The sequence below is a fragment of the Clostridium porci genome (genome assembly GCF_009696375.1).
Classification (GTDB): domain Bacteria; phylum Bacillota; class Clostridia; order Lachnospirales; family Lachnospiraceae; genus Enterocloster; species Enterocloster porci.
The window spans coordinates 38,547-58,952 of sequence record NZ_VUMD01000008.1; the positions used below are offsets into that span (position 1 = coordinate 38,547).

Consider the following 20,406-nt stretch of genomic DNA (forward strand, 5'->3'; position numbering starts at 1 on the left):
CTTAACAAATCTCGGCTCCGGCAGGCATATCCTTCTCCGGCGTCAGCAACGCCAGATTTCCTTTTGCATCCTCCGCACAAAGCAGCATTCCCTCAGACAGCATTCCGGCCAGCCTGGCAGGCTTCAGATTCGTCACAACCATCACCTTCTTGCCAACCATCTCTTCAGCAGAATAATATGCCTTAATGCCGCTTATAATTTGCCGCGTCTGGCTTCCAATCCTTACCTGGGAGCACAATAGCTTCTTGGACTTTGGCACTTCCTCACATCTGACGATCTCTCCTACCTGGAACTGAAGCTTTGCAAAATCATCATAGGTGATTTCCGGCTTTGTCTCAATATCAATTACACGTTCGTCCTCAGCACCTTCTCCCTCTTGACCTGTTTGTACGTCCTCTTCCATATGCATTGCCTCAACCCTTTCCAGCACCTCTTTCACATCCATACGGGCAAAAAGGATCTCCGGCTTATCCGTTACTTTACTGTCTGAGGGATATAAGCCAAACCGGTTCATCTGACTTAGCTCACGCTTATCTGTATTCAGCTGGGTCAGGATCTTCTCTGCAGTTTCAGGCATAAAGCTGGCAAGAAGAGAGGCGCCGATTACAATGGATTCGGTCAGGTTGTAAAGCACTGTTGACAGCCTGTCTTTCGCAGACTCGTCCTTGGCCAGAATCCATGGAGCCGTCTCGTCAATGTATTTATTACATCTTCTGAAAATGTTGAAGATTTCCGAGATTGCGTCGGCTACACGAAGCTGCTCCATCTTGGAATCGACCCTTGCCGCTTCCTCCATAACCACCGTCTTAAGTTCCTCGTCTACCGGCTCTGCGGCGCCCTTATCGGCCACTAAACCGCCAAAGTATTTATTGCTCATGGAAATGGTTCTATTCACCAGATTCCCAAGAATATTGGCCAGATCTGAATTCATACGCTCCACCATCAGCTCCCAGGAGATAACCCCGTCATTATCAAAGGGCATCTCATGAAGCACAAAATAGCGAACTGCATCTACCCCAAAGAAATCTACCAACGTATCCGCATAAAGCACATTTCCCTTAGACTTGCTCATCTTGCCGTCACCCTGAAGAAGCCAGGGATGTCCAAAGATCTGCTTTGGAAGGGGCATGTCCAGAGCCATCAAAAAGATCGGCCAGTAAAGCGTATGGAAGCGGATAATATCCTTACCGATCAGATGAAGCTCCGCAGGCCAGAGCCTGTTGAATCCCTCGGCGCATTGACCATCACAATCATAGCCGATACCGGTAATATAGTTGGTCAAAGCATCCAGCCACACATAAATAACATGCTTGGGATCAAAGGATACAGGAATTCCCCATGAAAAGGTTGTCCTGGACACACACAGATCCTGAAGGCCCGGAAGGAGGAAATTGTTCATCATCTCATTCTTTCTGGACACAGGCTGGATAAACTCCGGGTGTGCGTTGATATGGTCAATGAGCCTTTGAGCATATTTGCTCATGCGGAAGAAATAGGCCTCCTCCCTGGCAGGCTTCACCTCCCGCCCACAGTCCGGGCATTTGCCGTCCACCAGCTGGGATTCTGTAAAAAAGGACTCGCAGGGCGTACAGTAAAGCCCCTCATAATGTCCTTTGTAAATGTCCCCCTGGTCATAAAGCTTTTTAAAAATCCGCTGTACCTGGGCCTCATGATCCGGCTCTGTAGTGCGGATAAATTTATCATAGGAGGTATTCATCAAATCCCAGATCCTCTGAATCTCGGCGGCAGCCTCGTCCACAAATTCCCTGGGGGTTACACCGGCAGCCGCTGCCTTTTCCTCAATTTTCTGTCCATGCTCATCTGTTCCTGTCTGGAAAAACACCTCCCGGCCCTGAGCCCTCTTATATCTGGCAATGCTGTCCGCCAGTATAATTTCGTAGGTATTGCCAATATGAGGTTTTCCCGACGCATAAGCAATCGCCGTGGTAATATAATATGGTTTTTTACAATCCTGACACATCTTTCATTTCCCTCGTTTTCTTTCCGGGCAGCGGCCCAGCAAAGCTCTGAAAGCCCTTTACCCTGGCTGGTTTCGTAACCTTAAGTATAAGCGTTTCCCAGATGTTCGTCAAGACATGAGCCCTGTTTTTTCCAAGAATCGGGCATTTCTGCCATACGCCAGCTCATATCCTCCCTTTTTCCATCATATACTGATACTATGTCAGCATAACCGGCAAAGCGCAACGGAGGATTGATGTAAAAATGAGACAACGGAAACAGACCTGCCTATCAATTATATTAAGCCTGCTTCTGATTGCAGGCCTTCTCACCGGCTGTAAAGGTACGGGGCAGCTGCCGAAGCTCTTACCAAGGTCTGAAACCTCTGCCCAGACTGAAGCTGCTGCCTATGAAAGCTATAGGGAAAACACCCTAAAGGTTCAGCAAGACTTTGACAAGAGGATGGAGGAGCTCTTCCTCAGCGAAGTGGATAATTCCCTCATCACTCTTCACTATACTCTGGCGGACCCTTCTGCCTTGGGAATCACGGACTATGACAGAACTTTAGGCTCCTATACCGTGGAGGATGCCAAAAATGCCGTCAAGGACGCAAAAGCTGTCAAGGTACAGCTGGATGCCATTGACAAACGGCTTCTGCGGGAGGATCAGCTCCTTACACATACAATTTTGTCCTCCTATCTCAATACAATGATTTCCAGCGAAGGAATGGAGCTTTACGACCAGCCCCTGTCCTCCTCCCTGGGGATACAGGCACAGCTTCCCATCCTTCTCTCCGAGTATGCCTTCTATACCAGACAAGACATAGAGGATTACCTCTCCCTCCTCACCTCTATTGACACCTACTATGCTTCCATTGCAGCCTATGAGAAGGAACGGTCTGATGCCGGACTGGGGCTGTGCGATATCAGCCTTGACCGGATTATCAAGTCCTGCAACGCCTATCTCATCGACGCCAACCACAGCTTTATGGCTGAAACCTTTGCAGAACGGCTCAATCAGGTAGAAGGGTTGACCCAGGAGGAGAAGGACGCCTACATAGCTAAAAATCTGGCTGCCATCGACGGGCATTTCGTCCCTGCCTACAAAAGCTTAATTGAAAGCCTCACCTCCCTAAAGGGTACTGGCCTCAACGATAAGGGACTTTATCACTACCCGGAGGGTAAGAAATATTATGAATATCTTGTAAACTCCTACACAGGAACTTCCTTTCAGGATATCCCATCCTTAAAAGCAGCCATCAACGCTCAGATGCTGGACGATCTCACTTCCATGGATAAGCTGCTGGCAAAAAATCCGGAGCTGGCAAAGCAGATGTACTCCTACTCCTTCGCCCTCACGGAGCCCCATCAGATTCTGGAAAATTTAAAAAGCCAGTGCCAGATGGATTTCCCTTCCATTGATGGGTATGAATGTAATATAAAACGTGTACCAAAAGCCCTGGAAAGCATCTTAAGCCCGGCCTTTTACCTCACTGTCCCCATTGACCGGCCTCAGGATAATTCCATCTACATCAACAACGGCATTACCAGCACAAATAAAAATCTGTACTCCACCCTGGCCCATGAGGGCTATCCAGGCCACATGTACCAGACCCTCTATTTCAACAGCCAAAATACAGCTAACATCCGAAAGCTCCTCAGCTTCAACAGCTACTCCGAGGGCTGGGCTACCTATGTGGAATACTACTCCTATGGTCTGGATAACGGCCTGGATAAGAATTTGAGTCAGCTTTTAAAGCACAATGCTGCCTTCACCCTTTCCCTTTATGCCATGCTGGATATCTCGATCCACTATGAAGGCTGGGATTTGAAGCAGATGGCGGAGTATTTAAACCACTACTTCCGCATAAGCGACGGCTCGGTTATCTCTACCATCTACTACGATATTGTAGAGAACCCGGCCAACTACCTGGAATACTATGTGGGTTATCTTGAAATTCTGAATATGCAGAAGGACGCCAAAAAAGCCCTGGGCTCCAGCTATTCCGACATGGAGTTTAACCGCTTTCTCCTGGATCTCGGCCCCGCTCCCTTCAGCGTTATCAGACCTTACTTTAATGAATGGCTGGTCAGGCAGAACAGGCCTGCAGCAAATGGACAGTAAACGAAAAAGCAGAATTTTCATTACAGGAGAATTCTGCTTTTTCTGTATTTATAACGTTCCTCTTAAGCGGTAAGCTCCGGCACCTCTAAAATCCCCCCTTTCCCCTCCCGCACAACCAGAGGAACCAGTTCATCAAAGGAATACAGCTCCCGTCCGTACATAGCCTGGACGACAGCTGCCATATTAACACCCGCCACCAGCCTCATCCTTTTTCCCACCCCCTCTGCCATTAGCTGAACTGCCACATTGAAGGGAGAACCGCCCAAGATGTCAACCATAATCAGAATCTCCTGAGCCTCCAGGCAGGTAATGGCCCATTTTAAATTCTCCCTGAGCTCCTCCACGCCCTGTCCCTTTGTGAAATTCACCCCTTTTATCTCCTGGGGCTTTCCTGCCACCAGTTCGATGGCGCTTAAAATACCGTCTGCATAAGAGCCGTGTCCGGCTACTACGATTCCTGTCACTTAAAAACCTCCTTTATGAGCAGTCATATTTATCCGTAAAAGCCGGTAAATGTCCCCATAGCTGTCAGCATAGCTGCCAGAGCCAGAATGAGCCCCATCAGCTTAAGCGGGGACCACTTCTTCTTAGCATAGAGATAGTATACGCCAAGAGTCAGAAGAAGCGGAAGAAGCCTGGGGAAAATATTATTAATCACTGTATCTGCATCAAAAATAACTTGGCCTGCCAGAGTCTCCCCTGTAGCCGGGTCAAAAACATCCTTTACAATCTGAAGGGGTATGGAGCAACTTACAAAGGAAGCCGTAAGAGCTCCCACTACCAGAAGCCCCAGAAAGTTCATGGAATTGGTAAGTATGTCCATCTTTCCCGTGGCCATAAAGCTGGACATTCCTTCTAATCCGGACCTGTAGCCAAAATAAAACAGCTTTCTGGATAGGATACATGTGAGAACCGGATATGCCAGAAGGTACAGCAGAGCTCCCGTCCACGCCATGGAGGCCTCCACCCCCTGGGAAATAGACAGACAGATAGTCAGCAGAATGGGAAGGATCGTAGCCACCCATAAGGAGTCACCAATAGCCGAGGTAGGGCCGATGAGCGCTACCTTCACACTGCTTATGACCTCAGGAGTACATTTTCCATTGGCATTAGCCTCCTCCATGCCGCATATAATGCCATTGCAGATAGAACCTACCTGGGCCTCCGTGTTAAAAAGGGTTATGTGCCGGGACAGGGCCTCAGCCTTCTCCTCCTTGGTATCATAAAGCTCTTCCACAACAGGAGCTATAGACTGTCCGAATGCCATTCCCAACATACTCTCTGCCTGCTGAGAACAGCCATTCCAGAAAAACCAGCTCCAAAACGCCCTGTTTAATGTCTTCTTACTTAATGTTTTGCTCATATCTGTCCCTCCTTCTGCTCTATCTGATATACGTAATAGATAACTGCCAAAAGAGCTGCAATCACTGCAACTGCCATTGTATTCAGACTAAAATAAGTCACCAACACAAAGCCCAGCAGGAAAATGCAAATCTGCCACTGCTTCTTTAACAGGAAGGAAAGAATAATTCCCATTCCCAAAGCAGCCATCATACCGCCAAAGGTTCCAAGAAGGGTAGTCAGCCATCCGGGAATCATCGACGCGAAATCTCCCTGTGCGGAGGCGGCTGTCATGGATGAAAGCAGAATCACCGCCGGTATAAAACGGCAGGCAAAACCAATTAGCTGCCCCAAAACCAGATTGGGGATATACATTTTCCTGGTCTCACCCTCTTGCGCGTAGCGGCTGGCAATACGGTTTAAGGGAAGGTTTAAAGCGTAGGACAGATTCCACACCATCTGCCCTACCAGTCCTCCGATTCCGGGAAACACAACGGCAAGACCGATGGTCTCAGCTGCCTCCAGTCCCTTTCCAAACACCAGCGCGCCTGCGGCTCCAATATAAGTGGCGTAGGATAAATCCCAGGCTACGGCTCCACCAGGGGTAACATTTCCCATGTACATAATCTGCAGTGGAATGCCTACGAGCATAGCTGTCTGTACATCCCCTATAATGAGACCAACCATAAAGGCAGCCACCAGAGGTCTGCCCAAAGTATACCATCCAATTGTATTTCCTACAATGGAGCCAATGGAGCCCAGATAAATAAATAATGCTACGGCGATTATTTGAATTATGCTCATATCATACTCTCCTTTCATTCACACCTGACAACGGTTCAACCTGACACACTCAGCACAAGATTTCTAGATTGTTTTTTTAAAGGCTTCCCAGGTAGTTTTCAATGATGTAGGCAGCTGATGAAAAAACACCTGGATACCCTTATCCGCAAAATGGTTCAAAGTCTCCACATCACTGTCGCTTAAGTAAAAGATACCTGTAGCCCCATCCAGCTTATGGACGGCATCTGCCTGCTTTGCCAGATTCCCCAGTATAATAGCCTTAGTGTCCCTTATCTCATCCTCAATATCCAAAAGCCGATCCGGTCTCTTTATAATTACCAGACGGTTCCCGCTGCCAGGTCTGCTTAAGACCTCCCTTGCCTCCTCTATAGAAACGATATGAGTTCTATACACAGACGGAACTCCCATTGACATAATGTTCTTAAGCATAGGATTTTTCGCGCTCACATCATCAATTGCCACAATCTCTTTAATCCCCAGTGCAGGGCACCATGCTACAATGGTCTGCCCGTGAATTAACCGGTCATCAATTCTTACATATAAGTCTGCCATCCCTTATCCCTCCCGTTATTAATTAAAATCCTCCGCCTTCCATGTCTGCAAGCACCTTCTTACAAAGCCATTGTTCAAGCTCAGCCGTCGCTCTGCTTCCTCCAGGGAAATCCCAGTCTCTATCATAACAATAGCTGCCTTTATATTCCCCTTTGCCTTGGTAAGGGCTTTCTCCGCTGTTTCTTCCGTGCATTCGCAAGCCATCTGTACAATCCTTCTGGTTCTGTCCTCCAACTTTAAGTTAGTCGCCTTCATATCCACCATCAGGTTCTTGTATACCTTACCGATACCAACCATAGCCGCAGTAGATATCATATTCAGTATCAATTTCTCCGCAGTTCCGGCTTTCAGTCTGGTGGAGCCGGTAAGAATCTCCGGCCCTGCATCCACCTCAATTGCAATGTCAGAGTATGCCGACAGCACTGCAGGCCGGTTGCAGGAAAGACCTACACAGCAGGCTCCATTTTTCCTTGCGTACTCCAGAGCGCCGATACAGTAAGGAGTTCTTCCCGATGCAGAAAGGGCTACCACCACATCCCTTTCACAAACATTGATAGCCTCCAAGTCCCCGGCCCCATCCTCTCTGGAATCCTCAGCCCCTTCTTTTGCCCTTACAAATGCTTGCTCACCTCCTGCTATGATCCCCTTAACCTCGTCCATCGTAGAAAAGGTAGGCACACATTCCACTGCATCCAGAATTCCCAGCCGTCCGCTGGTTCCCGCTCCTGTGTAGATCAACCGTCCCCCCCTGCCAAGAGCATCCACAACTGCATGAACAGTCTTTTCAATCTCAGGTATAACCTCCTTCACAGCCTTATAGACGTTTCTGTCCTCCTCATTCATCACAGTCAGCAGCTCCCGGACGCTCATCTTGTCCAGCTCCAGGGTCTTGGGATTCCTGCTCTCTGTCTTAAGTTCTGACAAAACCGCTTTCTCACCTTCCCTTAATCTTACCATAATCTGTCCTCTATCTGACTGGCATACATATATCCTACTGTTTTCATGGTATTTCCCGACTCAATTTCCCTCACCTTCATATTGACGGTGTAATATGGGATATAAGGGAAATCATTTATCTCCCCCCTAAATACCTGATACTCTTTCAGTGCCTTAAACCACTGGTCAGCCTCCTCGTCCGTAAGACTGAAATATGCCTGAGGAATAAAGCCCTGCAAATCTTCAAAGGTCTCTCCGTATATCAGCCGGATGGGATTTCCTCCCTTTCTTAAATTCTTCACAGCCAGGGTCACGGCATCATGTGTATTGATATGTCTGGGATGCATAGATCCTCTCCAGTGGGTAATAACCAGCTCCACCTTCTCCTCTGCAAAATATCCGGCCAGCTTTGCTGCAAATTCCTCCAGAGAAGGCATATTAGAGGATACATACCCCAGCCATATAGTATCTCCTCCCAACACTCTGGCTGCTCTCTGGTTCTGATCCAGAAGGGCTTTGAGGTAGGCAGTCTTGGCCTCCTCCGTTGCATGGGAATCCTCCAGCCGTCCCTGGGTCACATGGACTAAGGTACAGTGGCTTCCGGCTTTTGCATATTTTAATATCAAAGGCCCTCCCATAAGCTCCGCATCCAGTGAATGAGCGCCGACGCTGACTACACGTTTTGCAACACCCATATCCATTACCTTCCTTTCATTTTTCTCAATTAAATATCCTTTCTGTAATCCTTAAAAGTACGGAATACATGAACTCCATGGCGTTCATAGAACCTGCGCCCCGGCTCATCGGTGGATACAAAATACAGATGGTAAATTCCTCTTTTGGTCATCTCCAGCTGTGCCAAATCAAAGAGAACGCTCCCCACTCCCTTATTTCTCAACCGCTCAGCCGTGCCGATGGGTCCGAACCGCATGGGATTCTCATCGATCATCCGGGTACAAAAACCGCAGATTTTATTTTCCTGATCCAGAGCCAGGAGAATACAGTCCTCCGCCCGGTCATGCTGCATGGTCAGCATACAGTTGCGCTTCCAGCCGCCTCCAAACTCATCCCTTGCAAAATTAAGGAGTTCCACCGCATAGCTGTAATCAAACATTTGAAAACGAAAGCCCGCCTCATTGACCTTTTTAAGCCGTTCCTTTGCCTCCAAGGAAAGCTGGTAGCCGTGAAGATCCTTGCACATAGAATAGCTGATGTTTCCTCCCTTATACCCTTTAGACTGAAAGAAGGCTGCGCTGTCCCTGTAGTTCTCCACATCCACACCAGGAAAGAAATAGCTTGGACTGTAGGCCGCCAGGGTAACGTTCTTTGCCCCCCTGTTTCTTAAGTCTGTCTCTGCCCGGTTCACAAGTTCTGTTCCAATACCTCTGCGCCTGTACTCCTCCGCCACAAACATCACGTTTATCCAGCCTCTGTCCGGTTCAGTTCCCCGCTCCAAATAGGGAAATTTTCTCTTGGTTGCCAGAAGAAATCCAGTGAGCTTCTCCCCCTCAAAAGCTGCATAGCAAAGCTCTGAATCAAAGTTGTCATCCAGCAAGGCCTGCTGCCTGAATTTATGTACGGTAATTGGGTCTGCCGGCAGCGTCTCATTCCAGAGCTTTACCACCTCTCTTTCATATGTTTGGTTATAGGTTTCAATTCTCATATTGACCTCCTTTGCTCTCCATAGTGGGTCTTTGTAATTCTGGCCCATTATAGCCTGGCATCTTTACTTATAAGGTTTCTTCTAAGCTGCTCCATATCGCGCTCATAATTGCTCTTTACATAAGCTGTAAAAAGTATGTCAATCATGTTTAATTGTGAAATTCTGGACGATGTGGCCGCTGTGCGGATAAGCAGCTCCTTGGATGACACATAAAGCCTGTAATCTGCCAAAGCCGTCAGAGCTGTCTCTGTAAACCGCGTTATAGCAATAATTGGTACATCCCTCTCCTTCAGAACTCTAGCACAGGTAATCATCTCTGAGGTAATGCCTGAATAGCTGATAATAATGGCTGCATCATCAGCCGTCATATTCCTGGCACACACCAGCTGGAGATGCCAATCATCATTGCAGGTACTGGGTTTGTTTAGACGCAGCAGCTTCAAATACATATCCCTGGCCGCCAGCAGAGAGGAACCAATGCCAAACAGGCCAATATTTCTGGAACGTTCCAGAACCTTCACCACCTGCCTCAGCACCTCTACATCAACCAGCTTCCTGGTATCCTCCATAGCCTGGATGCTCCGGTAAGTTACCTTATCCACAATATCCTCCAAACTGTCCTCCTTTTGAATTTCTGCGGAAATATCTTTCCGGTTCTCGCTGCGAATAGCATTTTCATAATTAAGCGATGCCAGAAACTCCCTGTATCCACCAAATCCAAGCTTTTTACAAAACCGTATAACAGTGGAGGCTGAGGTATATGCTTTCTCTGCCAGGGCATGGATACTCAGTTCTCCTGCCTCTTCAGGGTATTCCAACAAAAACCGCACCAGATTCCGTTCCGCCCCATTAGCCTGGGGCATGTACTCTTGAAGCCTTACCATTACATTTTTCATCTTCCACCTCGTACTATCTTCATTATATTTTTAGAAATAAAATAGTCAATATAGTCATTGTATTATGAAATATTGTTTCAATCAATGATTTCATTTTGAGGATTCAGAGCCATAATTTGAAGCTTATTTTTGCCATAAGACAAATAAAGCGCGCTGTCCCCCGTCATAAGGACAACGCACTTTAATCTCCTGTCATCACCTGTAATGGCCTTCTCTTATTAGCCCTCCATCTGCCTGCCCAGAAACCCGGCGGCAGTGGAGGCCAGCTTCATTTCCATATCTCCGAACTTAGCCCTTGCTTCCCGGCTCATGAGAGCTACCGCGCCGATAGCATCGCCCTCGCAGATGATAGGAGCTACGACCTGAGCCGTAATCCCCTCCAGCTCCTCGTCCACCAGCTGTATAAACATTTTATCATCCTTTCCTGCCAACACGGTCATTCTCTCATTAATGGCAATCTCTAACTGGCGGCTGATATTGCGCTGAAGCAAATCCTTCTTTGCCCCTCCTGCCACCGCAATCACCTGATCTCTGTCTGTTATGCATACCAGCAGCCCGGTAGACTGAGCCATGGCTTCTGCATACTGAACCGCAAAAACGGTAAGCTCCATCATGGGTGAATATTTCTTAAGAATAATTTCTCCCTCTCTATCGGTAAATATCTCTAAGGGAGTACCTTCCCTGAGCCTTAAGGTACGGCGGATTTCCTTCGGAATAACCACACGCCCCAGGTCATCAATTCTTCTTACTATTCCTGTAGCTTTCATAACAAAATTCCTCCATTAACTGTACTATCCGTTTCTGGAAATAGTATCTGTAGTATGGAGGAATTTATACCTTTATGCTAATACATATTTTTAATTAGCTGCTTACAGCCTAAGCTTTAAGCCTCTATTTAAAACCATGCTATTTCTTATAGTCAAAATCTGGAATATGGCTCCATCTCTCTTTAAAGTAATGAGCGGCCAGCTTGGGCTTTCTGTCCCTGGTAAATAAGCCCTTCTTATTGCCCTGAACCCGCAGAAGACTCTGGCTGGTTGCAAAATCAGCAAAGTTCCAGGCCTGCTCCCCTACTACAAAATCATACGCATCAAATACCCTGTTGTTCATTTTGTAATATTCTACTTGAAATTCCTCTGTATACATAACCGGAGTGGTATCATGGAGCCCCATTACTGTATCAGCTCCGTACTCAGTAAAGACCACCGGCTTTCCTATTTTGCGCCATGCGTCCAGTTCTCTGCGCAGGGCTTTTTCCGGCTCTTCCAAATCCGGTCCGCCAAAATACCATCCATAATAACGGTTTAAACAGATTACATCGCTGAGTTTGGAAGAACAATCTGTCTCCGGTCCGCCTCCCATCTGTACGCTCACCAAGGTACAGGGACGTTTCTGGGGGTCCAGGCTGCGGGCCAGCTCATAGAGGGGCGCAAAATACTCATATGCCCCCTCAGAGTAGGAATCCGGCTCATTGGCAATGCTCCACATCACTACGCAGGCATGGTTCTTATCCCTTGCAATCAAATCACGGATAACCTCCTTATGATGCTCTTGCGTCTTAACTCCATGCTCCTTATCAAAGGTTTTTATCTTCTGTCCGTTGAAGTTAGCGCCTCCCCCAAATTCCAGGTTCACTCCCACTGCCGTGGTCTCGTCAATTACCACGATTCCCTCTTCATCGCACAGACGCATCATTTCCTCACTGTAGGGGTAATGGCTGGTTCGGAAACTGTTTGCTTTCTGCCATTTCATAATGGATATATCCTTTGTGTTCATAGGGAGATTGATGCCTCTTCCCCCAGGAAAGGTGTCCTCATGCTTGCCGTAGCCCTTAAAGTAAAAGGGCTTCTCATTAATCAGGAACCGCGTCCCTTCTACCCGTACCGTCCTTACGCCATAGGGAAGGGTATATACATCCTCTCCAAAGGTTACTCTTACATTATAGAGATAGGCCTTAAGGGGCTGCCACAGCGTTACATCCCTTATGGTTAGAATTCCCTCCTGCCCCTCTGCCCTGGCTGCCAGCCTGCTATCACGGTCAAAAATCTCTACCAGACATTTTCCCTCTCCCTCTGTCTCAATATGGTAGGAAAGCTTTGCATCCTTTCCCTTTACCTGAGCCGTCAAACTAATGTCCTTTATATAACGCTTTGGAGTTGTGTAGATTTTTACCGGTCTTGTGATGCCGCAGTAATTAAAAAAGTCAAAATTGGGGTTGTTCTGGGGCTTTCCATTTTCATTACCGCCTCCAATACCTGCAATCCCAGACAGCATATTGCTCTTTCCGCCTACAGGCAGGGTCGTATAATCAATGATATTGTTCACCGCAACCGTCAGCAGGTTATCTCCCTCTTTCAGAATATTGGTCAGCTCTGCTTCAAAGGGAAGAAAGCCACCCTTGTGTTCGCAGATCAGGCTGCCGTTTAAATATACCTTTGCCTCATGGGTTACGGCCCCAAAGCGCAGCACAATGCGCTGGCTTTTTAAAAACTCAGGCAGGGATATCTGTCTCTGGTAGAAAACCCAGCCATAATGGTCTCTAAAATCCAGTCCTTCCTTTAGATCATTGTAGGAAGCAGGCACCGGCATAGTCATTGGCGCCTTAAGGGGACGTTTAAACCATTCATCTGAAAAGCCTGTGCCGTCATCCAGCTTAAAATCCCAGACGCCGCTTAAATCGCTTAATAATCTTGATGGTGTTAAAACAGGGTATAGCATATCTTTATTCTCCTCTCTTTTCCTTCAATATCTGAGCGTTTTTCTCAACCGTATTTTTATTCAGGGGATATAAGAACCTAAGCCCCAGAGCCAGAAGCAGAAAGCCTGCCGCCGGTACAAGACAGGTAATATTATAAATTCCGTTCACCACACTTGTGTCAAAGGCGGTTGCTGCCGTATAGCCGGCTAGGCTAAGAAGCCCTCCTGTAAGACCGGCGGAAGCCGCCTGTCCCAGCTTTCTGGCAAATGAATACACTGCATAGATCGTTCCATCGGATCTTGTCCCTGTACGTATCTCATCATCATCAATTACATCTGTAATCATACTCCAGCATAGCAAATTAAAAAACGCGAAACCCAGGGTGGCTGCCATGTAAAGCCCAACAAACACCCACACATTTTTCGTATGGAGAAAGAACGCAAGCAGCATAGCTCCGGCTCCCACAAGGGCTCCCATGGTGGACAGCTCCCTCTTGCCGTATGCAGAGGCCAGCCTTACGATCACAGTAGAAAGCAGAATTGTTATAAGACTGGAAAGCATGGTAGCTACTGACATGGCCTCCCGATTGCCAAAATAATTAGGGTATATAAAATTTCCCATACCGCTAAGTGTAAGCTGCGCCAGAAGCAGAAGGAGAGCAGCCACAACAATTCCAATCAGGGCTCTGTTTCCTATCAGAACCTTGAGAAGCTTCTTAAAGGAAAATTTCTCAGTTACCTTCTCCATCTTTACACGTTCCGTTGTCATGACATAACACAGAAGATAGCAGATAACAGCGCCAATGGAGCATGCCAAAGCAGCAGCAGCCATTTTTTCGCCGGAAAGAACTGTATTTCCGTTTGCGTCCTCATAGTAAACTACTAAGGGCAGAACTACACCAATTACGGTACTTGCCAACGTTGCGCCTACGGTACGGAAGCTGGATAAGGAGGCTCTCTGGTTAGGCTCTGCCGTAATTGCAGAAGCCATGGAGCCATAGGGAATATTAATGCTTGTATAAAAGATGCTTCCCCAAAGCAGATAGGTAAAGAGCATCCAGAAGATCTTAAAGCCCATAGGCATATTCTTAAACCATACCGCATACATAAGGAAGGAGGCAAGAGCCACCGGGCCGCACATTCTTCGAAGCCAGGGCGCAAACTTTCCCTTTTTACCCGGCCTGCTTCGGTCACAGATCTGTCCCATAGCCACATCTGTAAAGGCATCCACAACTCTGGCCAGCATCATCATAGCCCCTACCAGGCCTGCGGCAACATCCATTACATCTGTATAAAATTTCATAAGAAACATAGATGACAAAAGAAAAGTGAAATCATTTCCAAAGTCTCCAAACATATACCCCAGACGGTCCATCATGCCAAATGGCCTTGTGGGGCCTGTATTTCTAACCATTGTAAACTCCTCCTTCTGAATCAGCCACTAGCTGTTTGTGTAAACAGTATATACGTTTATATTATCCAGTGTTAGATTAATATTTATTTTAATTGTTAATATTTTTATATTGTTTGTATTTAAAATATATATTATACTATTTAAAGTAAATATTATACTAATTATCAGCACAGAGGAGGCTACAGGCTGATGACAACACATAGCCTTTTAGATTTTACTATAAGCTTTTTTGAAGAAATGCGCATCCACACTTATTTTACAGATGCACCCTATACATGGATGGATCAATATGACCTTGGGCTGCGCTCTACTTTATTGAAAAAACAGGACTGTCTGGCGGCTACCTTTCCCGAACTCGATGAAAATTTTCACACGCAGAATCATGTCTATATAATCCGCGACCTGTTCCAGTGCTATTATCTCTCAATACCTGTTCCCTATACGGAACACAAAACAGTTTTTTTCGCAGGCCCCTTTGCCTTTAAAGCGCCTAAGCGGGACCAAATCCAGCAGCTGATGGAACAGCTTCAGATTCCAGAACAGCATTCCACCTTTCTGATCCAATATTACAGCTCTCTCCCGGTAATCCATGACAAAGGCTGCCTGCGCAGCTTCCTTCACTGCCTGTGCAGCCGCCTATACGGGAAAGAGGGATTTTCTATAAGCTCTCTGAGTCAAACGAACCACATCGCTCTCCATTATGAAACACAGGAAAGCACCGGAAAAAATAAAAATGTTACAGAGAGCATTGAAAAACGCTATGATGCGGAAGAGGCAATGATGGACGCCATCGCTCACGGAGATTATGAAAAGGCAAAGGAGAACATACATGCCCTCCTTAGCTCCGCCCCGGAGCAGCGTCTGCCTGATACCATCCGGGATCGTAAAAATTTTTTAATTATTCTCAATACTCTGTGCCGAAAGGCCGCTCAGAGGGGAAAGGTGCATCCTGTCTATCTGGACGAGCTTTCAAGAAAGCTTGCTTTTAAATTGGAAAATCTCAACACCCTTTCCCAACTGGACGCATTTCCCCATGAGGCGCTGCGCAAGTACAGCCTTTTAGTCCGGAGCTATTCCACTCAAGGCTATTCCCTAGCAGTACAGAAGGTGGTAAACTATATCTCCCTAAATCTTCAGGAAGACTTAAGCCTTGACCGGCTGGCAGAGATATTTTCCTTAAACAAAAGCTACCTGTCCTCCCTTTTTAGGCGGGAAACAGGGCAAACCCTGACGGACTTTGTAATTCAAAAGAGGATGGAGCATGCAATCTGTCTCTTAAATACTACCCCAACTTCCATCCAGGAGATCGCCGCCCGCTGCGGCATCCTGGACTTGAGCTATTTTACCAAGCTGTTCCGCCGCACAAAGGGTATGACCCCCAGCCAGTACAGAAGTATGGTAACCAAAAGGAGCGGAGTATGAATTACCCCGCCCTCTATGCTCTATATTACAGCAAACTGCTCTTTATACGGCTGGAAAGCCATTTGGGGCAGATGAAGAAATGCCAGCCCACCATCAATTATTTGATACAGAAGAACTAAGGGCTGAAAAAGGGTCAAGTACGGGACGGCGGCCATCACCTTTGGCAACCTAAAAGCAGAGCTGAACGAGAAGAATACAGCATATGAAAGACTGTGGAACAAAGATTCTTTTTAAATTTTTAAAATTATCATCTTTACTTTACCCTGATTCCCGTGATATTATAACTCCAAATTAATCATCAAACAGGGAGGCATACATTATATGGAGGACCGCCTGGCTGTCATCAGCTGCATCATAAGCAATCCCAATTCTGTAGCAATTATAAACCATAAGCTTCACCAGCAGTCCAGCCTTATCATCGCCCGCCTGGGAGTACCCTGCAGGGAATACGGCGTATCTGTCATCAGCCTTATAATGCACGGCACCCAGAATCAAATCAGCTCCTTTGCAGGAGAGTTGGGGAAGGTGGACGGCATCAGGGTCAAGTCTATCCAAGTCCCGGTAAACCAGTAAAGAAAAGAGGTATATATATGGAGCACATGGAATTCCTGCTGTCTCTTGTAGCCAATGGCGCCATTATTATTTTTGAGTTTATAGGAGTGGGAATCATCATCTGCTCCGGCCTTATGGGCTTTGTCAAATATGTAAGAAAGGCCCCGGACACCCGCGTCTATCTGGCCAAGGGCCTTGCAATGGGCCTGGAATTCAAGATGGGAAGCGAAATTCTTCGGACAGTAGTTGTACGGGAATGGAAGGAAATCGGAATTGTAGCCGGCATTATCGCATTAAGGGCTGCCCTGACCTTCCTGATTCACTGGGAAATCAAGCAGGAGGAGCAATATTCTTAGAAGATTGGCTTTATTTATATAAAGCGTAAAGGCCGTATCACAGGCAGGCAAGCTGCCTCATGATAGGGCCTTTGTCATTCTCCTGTCTCTAGCTCCTTAGCTTCTCCAGCGCTTCCAATATCTCCTTTGCCTTTACCATCATACACAGACTGTCCTGATTCTTATTCCTTCTGTCAATATAGAGAAAGGCCGGCGCCTCACCCTGAATCAGCTTTAAAGCGCCATAAAAGGAGCTTACAAGCTCCGGCAGCTTCTCTACCTGAAGCCTTGCCTTCTGGTACATGGTAAGTCTTACCTCCTGGCGGTTGATGATCACCTCTGTCACATAAGCCCTGTGGGCCAGCGCCCGTAAGGCTGCAATGCTTAATAAATTATCTACACTCCTGGGAATATCCCCAAAGCGATCCATCAGCTCATCCTGCATATCCATATACTCATCTCCAGTCTCAATGGCAGAAATCCTCTTATAAATATCCAGCTTCTGGTACTCATTTTTAATATAAGAGGCCGGGATATAGGCGTCAATATCACATTCCACCACTGTGTCATAGGACTCGCTCTCAACCTCTTCGCCTTTCAGAGCGCGAACCGCATCATTTAACATTTTACAGTAAAGATCATAGCCTACAGCCTCCATGTGTCCATGCTGCTGGGCTCCAAGAACATTCCCCGCTCCGCGGATCTCCAAATCCCGCATAGCTATCTTGATACCTGACCCCAGCTCCGTAAACTCCCGGATAGCCTGCAGGCGCTTCTCAGCCTCCTCCCTCAAAAGCTTATCCCTTCGATACATAAGAAATGCATAAGAGGTCCGGTTAGAGCGTCCTACCCGCCCTCTCAGCTGATAAAGCTGGGACAAGCCCATCTGGTCTGCATCATGAATAATCATGGTATTTGCATTGGAAATGTCCAGTCCAGTCTCAATAATGGTGGTGGATACCAGCACATCGATCTCCCCATTGATAAAGTCCGCCATAATCCGCTCCAGCTCGTGCTCTCTCATCTGCCCATGGGCAAAGGTTACCACCGCATCAGGCACCAATGCCTGAACCCGGCCTGCCACCTCGTCAATGTCCGTTACTCTGTTATATACATAATACACCTGTCCGTCTCTTGCCAGCTCCCGGTTAATAGCCTCCCGAACCATCTCCTCATTGTACTCCATTACATAGGTTTGAATGGGCGTACGATCCACAGGCGGCTCCTCCAATACACTCATATCCCGGATTCCCGCAAGGCTCATATGGAGAGTTCTGGGAATAGGCGTGGCCGTCAGAGTAAGGACATCCACATTTTCCTTCAGCTGCTTAATCTTCTCCTTATGGCCCACCCCAAACCTCTGCTCCTCGTCTACAATGAGAAGGCCCAAATCCTTAAACTGCAAATCTTTAGATAGAACACGATGGGTACCAATGACAATATCCACCAGCCCCTTGCGCAGATCCTCCAATGTTCTCTTCTGTCTGGCAGGGGTGCAGAACCGGGAAAGCATATCTACCCGCACAGGAAAATCCTTCATTCTCTGTACAAAGGTATTGTAATGCTGCTGCGCCAGTATGGTGGTAGGCACCAGATACACCACCTGCTTGTTGTCCTGAACCGCCTTAAAAGCAGCTCTCAACGCAATTTCTGTTTTGCCATACCCCACATCCCCGCAGATTAGCCGATCCATAATCCGTCTGCTCTCCATATCCTGCTTCACAGCCTCAATAGCATCCAGCTGATCCTCTGTCTCATCATAGGGAAACAGTTCCTCAAACTCTTTCTGCCACACCGTGTCAGAGCCGTACTGGTAGCCCTCCTTCTCCTGACGGGCTGCATAGAGCTTAACCAGATCTTTGGCTATCTCCTGAACAGCGCCCTTCACTCTGGTTTTAGTCTTATTCCACTCCGTTCCTCCCAGGCGGTTAAGCCTGGGCTTTTTGGCATCAGCCCCCGCATACTTCTGTATGCTCTCCAGACGGGTGGCCGGCAGGTACAGGTTTCCTCCGTCCCCATACTCCACCTTGATATAATCCTTTATAACCTTATCCCGCTCAACCTTTTCAATCCCCCTGTAGATTCCCAGTCCGTGTTCCTCATGAACCACATAATCGCCTACGGACAGCTCGGAGAAGCTCTGGATTGCCTTTCCCTGGTAATTTGTCTTTTTCCGGCGTTTTTTCTTCTTCTCTACACCGAACATATCCCCCTCTGTAATAAAGACAAACTTAAGAAGCGGGTATTCAAAGCCTCTGTGAAGATTCCCGTAGGTAACTAGAATCTCTCCCGGCTTTACAGCTTGTTCATTGGCACCATTTTCCTCTGGCATGCCTTCTTCCCGGCCGGCGCCGCCCATTCCCTCCACCCTGTCCGGGCAGTAGGCCCGCAGATCATACCCCCTCAAATCACCTGCCAGACGGCTTGCCCTTGTTCTGGAAGCGGACAGGAGAATCACCCGGTAGCCTTCCTTCTTCCAGCGGGTCAAATCCTTTATCAGCATTTCAAAGCTGTTCTGATAGGAATTCACATTTTTTACATCAATGCTGAACTTGTGATTTATCTTCATTCCGGCCAGCTTTTGATCTAACCCCGTAATCATCACCGTAGAAGGCTTCTGAATCCTGGCCAGCACCTCTGATGCAGGATACAAAAGCTCCGTCTGGCCAGGCAGCAGATAGCCCTTCTCCAGCCTGTGAACCATGCTCTCCCGAAATTCAAGCTCTACCGCTTCCCCCTTTTCCTTCAGCCTTCCTGGCTCATCCAGGAAAAAAACGCTTTCCTCCTTAGGGAAATATTCCAAGAATGAGACCGTTTCAGGGCAGAAATACCTGATATACCCATCCAGCTCCCCTGCTCCCAAACCCTGCTCCAGACCATCACAAAGCTCCCCGATAATACTCTTAATCCGTTGGGCCTCCTCTGGCTTATGCTGTTGCCTTAGCGCCTTCTCATAAATCTTTTCTTCCTCCCTAAGCCTTCGTATCCCCGTTTCCTTCCAGCTCTCGTAAAGAACTGTCTCTGTGGCCGGATAAATCACCGCTCTCTCTAACTGCTCCACCGAACGCTGGCTTTCCAGATCAAAGGTACGGATGGAGTCTACCTCATCATCCCACAGCTCAATTCGTACAGGCACATCCTCTGTAAGGGGAAACACATCTATAATGCCTCCCCGAATGGAATACTGTCCCATGCCATCCACCTGAGCCACCCTCTCATACCCCATAAGGGTCAGGCGCCTGCCCCATGCCTCCAGATCAATCACCTGTCCGTTCTCCACGGTAATTTCATAAGTCTTAAGGCTCTGCAAGGGCAGAAGATGATCCATAAGCCCGTCCATGGTAGTAACCACTACCCCTCCCCGGCTCTCCATCAACTGACGCAGTACCTGGATTCTCTGCCTTGTCAAAAGATTTCCATGAATATCTGCACTATAAAACAGGAGATCCTTCGCCGGATACAGCCATACATCCCTGGTAAAGCTTCGAAAGTCCTCGTAAATCTCCTTGGCTCTGGAATCATCATAAGTTACCACCAGCTTCCAGTTATATCCCCGCTCTTTTCCCAGATAGTACATAAGATGCACCTTCTGGGAATCCAGAGCTCCCGTCACCTGAAGAGGCCCCTGCCCTCTTCTAAGAGCCTCCTCCAGATTATGATACTCCTGTAGCTCCAATAATGGATTTTCCATCCCTTTCCACGCCCTTCCTT

18 protein-coding genes are annotated in these 20,406 nt (G+C 47.5%); 5 read left to right on the forward strand and 13 right to left on the reverse strand.

What is annotated here, in order from left to right:
* Position 1: 1 nt before the first annotated feature.
* A complete protein-coding gene (gene metG, locus FYJ39_RS10345) occupies positions 2-1,981 on the reverse strand; it encodes a methionine--tRNA ligase (protein ID WP_154472400.1) in 1,980 nt (659 codons plus the stop codon).
* Between the two features lie 242 nt (positions 1,982-2,223).
* Here metG and FYJ39_RS10350 point away from each other — a divergent pair, with 242 nt between their 5' ends.
* Positions 2,224-4,083 (forward strand): DUF885 domain-containing protein, encoded by a 1,860-nt coding sequence (locus FYJ39_RS10350; RefSeq protein ID WP_154472401.1) that lies wholly within the window; start codon positions 2,224-2,226, stop codon positions 4,081-4,083.
* A gap of 62 nt (positions 4,084-4,145) precedes the next feature.
* Here FYJ39_RS10350 and FYJ39_RS10355 read toward each other — a convergent pair whose 3' ends face one another.
* The 11 genes from FYJ39_RS10355 to FYJ39_RS10405 all read right to left on the reverse strand — a co-directional run bounded on the left by FYJ39_RS10355 (position 4,146) and on the right by FYJ39_RS10405 (position 14,386).
* On the reverse strand, positions 4,146-4,547 hold the full coding sequence (locus tag FYJ39_RS10355) for a PTS sugar transporter subunit IIA (protein ID WP_287847710.1): 402 nt from the start codon (positions 4,545-4,547) through the stop codon (positions 4,146-4,148).
* A gap of 29 nt (positions 4,548-4,576) precedes the next feature.
* Complete coding sequence (locus tag FYJ39_RS10360) at positions 4,577-5,446, reverse strand: PTS system mannose/fructose/sorbose family transporter subunit IID (protein ID WP_154472402.1); 870 nt, start codon at positions 5,444-5,446, stop codon at positions 4,577-4,579.
* Entirely contained in the window at positions 5,443-6,228 is a 786-nt protein-coding gene (locus FYJ39_RS10365) for a PTS sugar transporter subunit IIC (RefSeq protein ID WP_154472403.1), read from the reverse strand. The genes FYJ39_RS10360 and FYJ39_RS10365 overlap by 4 nt, the downstream gene beginning before the upstream one ends.
* A gap of 63 nt (positions 6,229-6,291) precedes the next feature.
* Positions 6,292-6,780, reverse strand: a complete 489-nt coding sequence (locus FYJ39_RS10370; protein ID WP_154472404.1) for a PTS sugar transporter subunit IIB — start codon at positions 6,778-6,780, stop codon at positions 6,292-6,294.
* An 18-nt stretch (positions 6,781-6,798) separates the two neighbouring features.
* Positions 6,799-7,737 (reverse strand): N-acetylmuramic acid 6-phosphate etherase, encoded by a 939-nt coding sequence (murQ, locus tag FYJ39_RS10375; RefSeq protein WP_154472405.1) that lies wholly within the window; start codon positions 7,735-7,737, stop codon positions 6,799-6,801.
* Positions 7,731-8,411, reverse strand: coding sequence for a PIG-L deacetylase family protein (locus tag FYJ39_RS10380; protein WP_154472406.1), 681 nt, complete (start codon positions 8,409-8,411; stop codon positions 7,731-7,733). The genes murQ and FYJ39_RS10380 overlap by 7 nt, the downstream gene beginning before the upstream one ends.
* Positions 8,412-8,440: 29 nt before the next feature.
* Positions 8,441-9,379 (reverse strand): GNAT family N-acetyltransferase, encoded by a 939-nt coding sequence (locus tag FYJ39_RS10385; protein WP_154472407.1) that lies wholly within the window; start codon positions 9,377-9,379, stop codon positions 8,441-8,443.
* Between the two features lie 47 nt (positions 9,380-9,426).
* Entirely contained in the window at positions 9,427-10,275 is an 849-nt protein-coding gene (locus FYJ39_RS10390; protein WP_154472408.1) for a MurR/RpiR family transcriptional regulator, read from the reverse strand.
* 218 nt (positions 10,276-10,493) lie between these two features.
* Positions 10,494-11,042, reverse strand: a complete 549-nt coding sequence (spoVT, locus tag FYJ39_RS10395; RefSeq protein WP_154472409.1) for a stage V sporulation protein T — start codon at positions 11,040-11,042, stop codon at positions 10,494-10,496.
* A gap of 139 nt (positions 11,043-11,181) precedes the next feature.
* Positions 11,182-12,993, reverse strand: a complete 1,812-nt coding sequence (gene uidA, locus FYJ39_RS10400) for a beta-glucuronidase (RefSeq protein WP_154472410.1) — start codon at positions 12,991-12,993, stop codon at positions 11,182-11,184.
* A 4-nt stretch (positions 12,994-12,997) separates the two neighbouring features.
* Positions 12,998-14,386 carry an MFS transporter gene (locus tag FYJ39_RS10405; protein ID WP_154472411.1) on the reverse strand — a complete coding sequence of 463 codons (1,389 nt, stop codon included), beginning with the start codon at positions 14,384-14,386 and terminating at the stop codon, positions 12,998-13,000.
* A 189-nt stretch (positions 14,387-14,575) separates the two neighbouring features.
* On the opposite strand from FYJ39_RS10405, the gene FYJ39_RS10410 reads away from it, so the two are divergent.
* The 4 genes from FYJ39_RS10410 to FYJ39_RS10420 all read left to right on the forward strand — a co-directional run bounded on the left by FYJ39_RS10410 (position 14,576) and on the right by FYJ39_RS10420 (position 16,716).
* Positions 14,576-15,808: a helix-turn-helix transcriptional regulator gene (locus FYJ39_RS10410; RefSeq protein ID WP_154472412.1), complete on the forward strand. Its 1,233-nt coding sequence runs from the start codon at positions 14,576-14,578 to the stop codon at positions 15,806-15,808.
* On the forward strand, positions 15,805-15,927 hold the full coding sequence (locus tag FYJ39_RS21210; protein WP_268890669.1) for a hypothetical protein: 123 nt from the start codon (positions 15,805-15,807) through the stop codon (positions 15,925-15,927). The genes FYJ39_RS10410 and FYJ39_RS21210 overlap by 4 nt, the downstream gene beginning before the upstream one ends.
* A 202-nt stretch (positions 15,928-16,129) precedes the next feature.
* Positions 16,130-16,381, forward strand: a complete 252-nt coding sequence (locus FYJ39_RS10415; protein WP_154472413.1) for a TM1266 family iron-only hydrogenase system putative regulator — start codon at positions 16,130-16,132, stop codon at positions 16,379-16,381.
* 17 nt (positions 16,382-16,398) lie between these two features.
* Positions 16,399-16,716, forward strand: coding sequence for a DUF1622 domain-containing protein (locus FYJ39_RS10420; RefSeq protein WP_154472414.1), 318 nt, complete (start codon positions 16,399-16,401; stop codon positions 16,714-16,716).
* 88 nt (positions 16,717-16,804) lie between these two features.
* Here the strand turns inward: FYJ39_RS10420 and mfd are convergent, their stop codons facing one another.
* Positions 16,805-20,386: a transcription-repair coupling factor gene (gene mfd / locus FYJ39_RS10425; protein WP_154472415.1), complete on the reverse strand. Its 3,582-nt coding sequence runs from the start codon at positions 20,384-20,386 to the stop codon at positions 16,805-16,807.
* Positions 20,387-20,406 lie beyond the last annotated feature (20 nt).